Raw genomic sequence first — 7,970 nt, 5'->3', positions numbered from 1 at the left:
GGCGTCGGCGGCACGTTCGGCTGGTGGGGCGATACGACCGGCGGCAGTTCGCTGATTACCGCCTACGCCTATTACGCGGACTGGCTCGCGAGCCGCAGTCTTGGCATTACGCTGCCCGCCGACAACTGGCAGCATGCGATGGACGTCTATCGCGATGCCGGTGCGAAAGAGCCGCTGTTGCATCGCGCGCTGGCGCTCTGGTTCCTGCAGCAGATGGGCTTGCCGGTCGCGACGCCGGTTTCGGGTGTCGCGGCGGATTTGGTGAACGATGCAGCGGCCACGGGTAAGGCGGCTTCTGTTGGCGCCACATATGGCGCGTCGGACAGCATCGTGTTCGCGCAAGCCGATTCGCCACGCGGCAAGCAGATGGCGACACTGCTGATCGCCAACATGGCGCGCAGCACGAGTGCTCAACTGCCGGACGGCTTTGATGCGGCGGCGAGCGCCGCGCGTACGGCATTGACCAACGATCCCGCACCGCTCGTGCAAAGTCTGCTTTACATGACAGGTGGCGACGGCGGCGCGGCGGTCGATGCGTCGGCCTTGCTCGCGAAAAGCAGCGCTGATTATCCGACGCTCGATCGCGCATTGACGTTGCTGTGGGTGCGTAAAGCGCTCGGCGGTGATGTGGCGGCGGCTTCGCTGCCGTCGCTGCAAGGTACGGGCTGGACGCGCGCTGCGACGCCGACCGGCACGCCGCTGTGGAAGTGGACCGGTGCTGCGTTGCCGGCCACGCTCGATGCAGGCGCCGCGCGCACCGACGTCAACGCGTTGGTCTCGTTCCGCAGCCATACGAGCGAGGATAGCCGCCTGAACATCACCGTCGAACGGCGTTTCTATAAGCTGGAGCCTTTGGAAGTCACGGTCGATCCTAAGAAAGCGAGCGCCGAGAGCCACCTGGGTCGCTCGGCATTTTCCGCACGTCTCGTGAAGCAGGGTGATGCGATCGACAGCAATGCGTTGTACGTCGACGAAGTCACGCTCACGCCGCGCTCCGGCAACGCGTACCACTACGGTCTGCTCGACGTGCCGCTGCCGCCGGGCGGCGATGTCGAGGCGACCAGCTGGGGCGTGTCGATCGACGGTTTGCCGGGTGAGAAGGAAGGGGTAAGCGGTCCGCAGCCGTTCGCGCGTGCCGCGTCGTTTGAGATGGGTGAGTTGGCTTATCACCAGCCGGTGCCCTTGCTCGATCGTCCGGTGACGCTGCGGCAACTGGTGCGCTTTGCATTGCCGGGCACGTTCGCGTTGCCGCCCGCGCGCTACTTCCGCATGTATCAGCCGGACGCCAAGGCGTTCGAAGGCGGCAAGAGCGATCGCGTGATGACCCTGCGCATTCAGTAAGCGAGACCGCTATGTACTCCGCCTTCTCCGCTCTTCGGCACTCGCGCGATCGTCTGGGCGCTACGTTGCGGGTCGCGCTCGCCGTGGGGGCGGGGTGTGTTTTTAGCGGTGCGGGTGCGGGTGCGGGTGCGACCGCGACTGCGGCTACCGCATCGCCGACCGCGTCGCTAGCGGCTGCGCCAAGCTCGTTGCCGATTGCGTCGTCAAAGTCGGCACCAAGCTCATCGCTAAATGCGTCGTCAACGTCGTCGTCAAGCGCATTGCCAAAGTCGACGTCAACCACATCGCCAACCACGCCGTCACCCGCATCCTCGGCGCAAATGCTGCACTTCGCCTGGTTGCGCAACGGTCAATCGCAGCTTTGGCAATTCAACGCCGGCGCCGCCGGGGACGGTCTCGCGGCACAGTCCGCACGTCCCCTGCCTGCGACACTGGAGACGCCGCTCGGCAGCGTGTGGAAGCTGTTTGTCTATGGTTATCTGGTCGACCGCAATATCGCCACGCCGGATTACACCTGCAGCGGCGGCGATCCTGAAGAAGTGTATTGCTGTATGACGGGCGGTCACATCGACCGTGAACATGCGCTGGTGCAGTCGTGCGGACGTTTCTTCGAACCTGCGCGCCTGCAACTCGATCCCACCGATTGGCGCAAGTATTGGACGGCTGCGCATGCGCCCGCCTGGCTGCGCGACCTCCACGCGATGACGCCGACGCGCCGTGTGCCGGTGGCCGACCTGCTCGCCGCCTTGCAGGCGATGCCGGCACGGCCGCGTGAAGCAGCGGCGAGTACGCTGGTGTCGGTGCTGACGAGCGGGCGCGGTGAGGGCACCGTGTCGCTGTACGGCAGCGTGCTGCGCGCCAAGACGTGGACGATGCCGGACCCGGCGCGGCCTGGCGCCTCGATCGGCGGTGCGGCAGGCTGGCTCGCCGACGGCACGCCGGTGTGGTTGGGCGGCCCAGGCGGTAGCGCGCGCGTGCTGGCGGCCGCTGCGCCGCGCGTTGCGCCGTTGCTCACGCAAGTCACCGTACCGGACGACAACGCGTGCGTACTGGTTGATTTCTTCAGCCGTTATCCGATTCGCCAGGTACTCGGCGACAAAGGGCCGGCAGCGGTGCCGGACGGTCCGCTGCGTGGCGATTTCCGGATCGGCTTCGTCAACGGCAACTGGGCGCGTGTGGAAAGCCGCGGCGAGCTGCGGCTGGATCGCGACGCCGCGGGCGCGCCGCAAGTGGTTGGCCGCTTCGGGATGAATGACTACGTCGCACGGGTGGTCGAGCGGGAAGGCGACACGAGCCAGCCAGAGGCAGCCAAGGCACTGGCGGTGGCGGCGCGGTCCTACGTCGTGCAGCATGGCAACCACGATCACGGTTGCTTCCGTATCGATGACAGCAGCAGCACGCAGCGCGTCCTGCCGCGCATGCCGACCGCGGCCGCACGCCGCGCGGCTGATCTGACTGACGCACTGGTGCTCATCGGCGTGCCGGTTCAGTATCACCACGACAAGGCCGCGCCCGGTCAGATGAGCTGGCTCGCCGCGAAGGCGTCCGCGCAAACCGGCCTCACTTTCGACGCCATTCTCGCGCGCACCTGGCCACAAGCGACCTTGACGTCGTTCGAGAGCCCGTTATCCGGCGATTGCATCGAGGTGGCCGGCGCTCAGCAATGGTTGCAGCGCAACGCGCCGTTGTGGGCGCGGCGCATGGAGGGCGCGGCCGGCTACGAGACGCCCGATCTGCCGGCCGTGTGCGAGGTGCGCGAAGGACGGCCCTATGAGGACGCGCAGCGTAATCGGGTGTACGTTTATCGCTTGCAAACCGAGGAGGATCGTATCGCGTTGGCGCATGAATACATTCACCTTGCGTTCCAGCATCATCCGCGTGGCCTCGATGAAGCGTTTGTCGAACGTACCGCGCGCACGCTGATCCGCACCGACAATCCGATCCAATGAACACGATCTCGCGTTCGCTTTCCGCCGTGTTCCGTGCGCTCCCTGTGATGCGCCGCGTTCGAATTCCTGCGGCCATTGCCTTGGCGCCTCTTATGGAGCGCGGTCGAGTTCGCGTGGCAGCTACGTTGCCGCCTCTTACGCGCGGTGTTCGAGTTCACATGGCAATTGCTGTGGCCTCGGCTGTGCTGGCGGCGACTATGGCGACGAATGTGCAAGCCGCTGGCGCGGATGGCGGTGGCGGCGCGGTCGCGGATCTGACCGGCGCGTTCGGCGGTTGGCGCCACAGCGGACTAACGAACGAAGGCGAACAATTCGTCGCGGCGTATCCCCGGCCGCCGGTCGATCGTGGCGCGCAACGCTATCGCACGTTGATCGAAGGACATCTGAAGCGCATCGACAAACACGCGCGCAAGCCGCCGACGCTGGTCGTCAACGGCAACCCGACACCGCTCTATACCGACGACGAAGGCGCATTCGCGCGTCCGTGGGCATTCGGCGCGGGTTCAAACAGCATCGAGTTTATTTCCGCCGACGGCAAGCAGCACCAGCGCATGCAGTTCTACGAAGCCGACAGCAGCAAGCCTCAGGCGAAGTTGCGCGCGATCGTCACGTGGGATGATCCGAAATCGCAGGTGGACCTGCACGTGATTACGCCGGACGGTCTGCACGCGTTCTTTGCCAACCCGACGCTCGAAGACGGCAGCGGTTTCGATGTCGATTCGGTGGATGGCGCGGGGCCGGGGATATTTTCGTCGGCGGCGCCCGAGCACGGTACGTGGCTGTTCTTTCTGAACTACTGGGGCAACTTCGATTCGACCGGCTACAACTTCGACGCCGCCGCGCACGAGCGCGACGTGATTACCGCGGCGTTGACGCTGGTGTTCAATGAAAACACGCCGAATGAGCGGCGTGAAACGATGGTCGTGCCGCTGCGCAAGATCGGCGACCTGATACTCGTGAAAAGCGAGCGACTCTGATAGCGGGATGGGAGCGGTGACAATGAAGGTCAAGGCGACGGGTTGGGTGAAGGCTGGCTTGGTGCTCGTCGTCGCCTGTTTGCAGGTGGCAACGGTGGCGCACGCGAGCGATATCGACTTCGGCGCACCGTTGAACGGCTGGCGCAACACCAGCGGCGACAGCCAGCGCTATACACAGGACGTGCATTACCCGGCGGTGTCGGTGTCGACGCCGGAAGGGCAGTCGACGTTCGCGCGGATCGAAGGGCAGATCCGCAACACGCCGAAGAAGAAGGGCACCACGGTGGGCACGCTGGTGGTCGACGGTACGCCATTGCCGCAGCGCATTGAGGAAGATGGCAAATTTGCACGGCCTTACGCGTTTCCGTCAGGCAGCAACAGCGTCGAACTGCGCGCACCGGATGGGTCGCGCAAGCGCGTGCAGTTTTACGACGCGTACAGCGGCAAGACTCAGCCGAAGTTGCGCGTGGTGCTCGCATGGGACACCGATGGCACCGATCTGGACTTGCACATCGTGTCGCCGGACGGCGTGCATACCTGGTACGGGGACCGCGTTGCGCCGAACGGCGGCTCGCTCGACGTGGATGTGACCACCGGCTATGGGCCGGAGATTTACTCGTCTGCGGCGCCCTTGAAGGGCACGTATCGGTCTATTTGAATTACTTCGGTAACGGCAACAGCGGCAGCGATATGACCGTCGCGCAGGTCACGATCATCACGAACGAGAACACGCCAAACGAGAAAAGCGAAACCATTCGGGTGCCGATGCGTAGACCGGGCGAGCTGACGCTCGTGAAAAGGTTTTTGATGCCTTAACTCTAAGACGGCGTATTTTGCCCGCAGGCTGCGTGCTCCGCCGCTTGCGACCCGGTGCGATCAGAGGGTGAAATCCCAACGCGCTCAACGGGTTGTGTGACTCTTGCTCAGGATATCCACAGGCTTGCGAACAATTTCTGTGGACAAATCGGAAGGGGGAGAGGGAGATGCGCTTGCCGTGCGTGATGCACGACAAGCGCAACGACCGGCTTAGCGGTCGAGGAACGACTTCAGGCGATCTGCGCGGCTCGGATGCATCAGCTTACGCATTGCCTTGCTTTCGATCTGACGAATCCGCTCGCGCGTGACGTCGAATTGCTTGCCGACTTCTTCGAGCGTGTGGTCCGACTTCGTGTTGATGCCGTAGCGCATACGCAGCACCTTCGCTTCGCGCGGCGACAGCGAGTCGAGCGCGTCGTCGATGGCGGCGCGCAAGTCGGCCTGCATCGCTGCGTCAGCCGGCGAGGAAGCCGCCGAATCTTCGATCATGTCGCCGAGCGTGGCGTCGCCGTCGTCGCCAACCGGCGTTTCCATCGACACCGGCTGCTTGGCGATCTTCAGAATGCCGCGCACCTTCTCTTCCGACAGCTCCATGCGTTCTGCCAGCACCGACGGATGGGCTTCCTGACCGGTCTGCTGCAGGATCTCGCGCGAAATGCGGTTGAGCTTGTTGATCGTTTCGATCATGTGCACCGGCACGCGGATCGTGCGCGCCTGGTCGGCGAGCGAGCGCGTTACAGCCTGACGAACCCACCACGTTGCATACGTCGAAAACTTCCAGCCGCGACGGTATTCGAACTTGTCCACCGCCTTCATCAAACCGATGTTGCCTTCCTGGATCAGGTCGAGGAACAGCATGCCGCGGTTCACGTACTTCTTCGCGATCGAGATCACAAGACGCAGATTCGCCTCGATCATCTCGCTCTTGGCCTTGCGCATCTTCGACTCGGCCGCAACCATCTGACGATTGATTTCTTTCAGATGCTTGAGCGGCAGCGAAACGGTCGCTTCGATGTCGATCAGCTTTTGCTGTTCCGACTGGATTGCCGGCAGATGGCGCTCGAGCGCCGCACCGAACGTCGATGCACCGCGCGCGGCACGTTCAGTCCAACCCAGGTCGGCTTCATGACCCGAAAACGACTCGATGAACTGCTCGCGCGGCATGCCGCTCTTCGTCACGACGATTTGCAGAATGCGGCGCTCGATCGCACGAACCTGCGCGACCTGGCTTTGCACGTCGCCGCACAGGCGGTCGATCGTGCGAGCCGTGAAGCGAATCTTCGCGAGGTGTTGCTGGATCTCTTCGCGGGCGCGCAAATAAGCCTTCGAGCTGACGTCGCCGCGCGTGTGCGAGGCGTTCATCTGGTCGGACAGGATGCCGACCTGGGCGAAAATTTCGAGGCAATCGCTGGTGAGTTGCTTCAGACGTGCTTCGTCCGCTGCCGAGGAGTCGGCCGGACCGGCGTCGTCGTCTTCTTCGCTATCGCTGTCGTCATCGACGGTCGCGTCGGCATCAACGTCCGCTGAGGCGTCCGCGCTCGCGTTGGCGTCTTCTGCTGCGGCCGTGTCTTCATTCAGGCCGTCGACCAGTTCGTCGATCCGCAGGTCGCCGTCCGCGACCTGTTGGGCGCTCGCCAGAATGGCGGAGATCGCGAGCGGGCAAGCGGCAATCGCCTGCACCATTTCGTGAAGACCGTCTTCGATGCGCTTCGCAATGGCGATTTCGCCCGCGCGGGTCAGCAGCTCGGTTGCGCCCATTTCGCGCATGTACATGCGCACCGGGTCGGTCGTACGGCCGAACTCGGAATCGACGGTCGACAGTGCGACTTCGGTTTCTTCGTCTGCCTGATCGTCCGACACCACGGCGGGGGCGTTCGAGTTGAGCAGCAGGGTTTCCGCATCCGGAGCCTGCTCGTAGACCGCCACGCCCATGTCGTTGAAGGCGCTGACGATGCTGTCGATCGCTGCCGTCTGCGCGAAGTTGTCGGGCAGGTGGTCGTTGATCTGCGCGTGGGTCAGGTAGCCTTGCTCCTTGCCCAGCTGGATCAGCGCGCGCATCTGGCGCTGGCGCTCTTCGGCTTGTTGCGGCGGCAGTTCAGCCGCTACGGGGATCGCTTTGCCTGCGCCTTTGCCCTTGGCTGTACGGCCTGCGGGCGCCTTGGCGGTGTATCCGGCAGTTTCGTGTTGCGAATCTTCGCGATCAAAAGGGTTCACGTATTCTCCTCTAGAGGCTTCGCTATGAGACGCAAGACGCTACCGTCAGGCGTTTCGAGCATGGGCTCAACATCACCTGAGTGACTCAACGCGGTTGTTTGGCTGTGCTCTTGGAGAGCAAAAAAGATGAGCCCGCACGAAGCGGGCCGATAGAAATGTGCGAAATTCGCGCGGCTCGTAGTATATACGAGCTTGCGCATTCGCGCTCATTGTGAGCACACCATTTTGTTGTGTGCTCGTGTCGCACCCCCGCTCGTGCCCCGCTGGTCATGGGCGGAGGCGCGTTACGGGCGACGCGTCGATAGCTGACCGAGCCTAACGACAAGCTTCCTACTATAGATGAACTCGCGCGCCCTCACACGACGCGCTCGCAATCTGTTGCCTTGCTATATATAGGGGCGTCATGCGGAGATGCAAGTTCTGGCGTCGATTCGCACTTGTCCCAAAGAAAATTCACAGAAGGGGGTTGACGACGTGGCAGACGTTCGCCATAATCTCGTTTCTCTGCTGCTGATGCAGCGACGCAGAACGAAGCGGTGCCGGGTAGTTGTGAGGTTGACGACAACGGTGCAGGTTCGGTAGTGAGTGCGTAATCGATCTTTAAAAATTAACAGCCGATAAGTGTGGGCGCTTGATGCGCGACGCGCAGTGGATCCTTCGGGGTCTGCTGGAA

The 7,970-nt window shown here is 63.3% G+C and carries 3 protein-coding genes and 2 pseudogenes; 4 read left to right on the top strand and 1 reads right to left on the bottom strand.

Annotated features, from left to right (window positions below; genetic code table 11):
• From GNZ12_RS00025 to GNZ12_RS00010, 4 genes and pseudogenes are all read left to right on the top strand, one after another.
• A pseudogene (locus GNZ12_RS00025) lies at nucleotides 1-1,341 on the top strand (alpha-2-macroglobulin family protein); the annotation flags it as partial.
• Between the two features lie 11 nt (nucleotides 1,342-1,352).
• A complete protein-coding gene (locus GNZ12_RS00020) occupies nucleotides 1,353-3,290 on the top strand; it encodes a DUF2300 domain-containing protein (protein WP_407947667.1) in 1,938 nt (645 codons plus the stop codon).
• A gap of 197 nt (nucleotides 3,291-3,487) precedes the next feature.
• Nucleotides 3,488-4,267 carry a YfaP family protein gene (locus GNZ12_RS00015; RefSeq protein ID WP_235993472.1) on the top strand — a complete coding sequence of 260 codons (780 nt, stop codon included), beginning with the start codon at nucleotides 3,488-3,490 and terminating at the stop codon, nucleotides 4,265-4,267.
• A gap of 22 nt (nucleotides 4,268-4,289) precedes the next feature.
• Nucleotides 4,290-5,083: pseudogene (locus GNZ12_RS00010) on the top strand (YfaP family protein).
• Nucleotides 5,084-5,293: 210 nt separating this feature from the next.
• On the opposite strand, the gene rpoD reads toward GNZ12_RS00010, so the two are convergent.
• Complete coding sequence (gene rpoD / locus GNZ12_RS00005; RefSeq protein ID WP_172308431.1) at nucleotides 5,294-7,297, bottom strand: RNA polymerase sigma factor RpoD; 2,004 nt, start codon at nucleotides 7,295-7,297, stop codon at nucleotides 5,294-5,296.
• Nucleotides 7,298-7,970: the final 673 nt, after the last annotated feature.

It is taken from the genome of Paraburkholderia solitsugae, assembly GCF_013177695.1.
In the GTDB taxonomy this organism is placed as follows: Bacteria; Pseudomonadota; Gammaproteobacteria; order Burkholderiales; family Burkholderiaceae; genus Paraburkholderia; species Paraburkholderia solitsugae.
The sequence above is the reverse complement of the archived record's forward strand: the minus strand, read 5'-3'. Positions and strand labels throughout refer to the sequence as shown.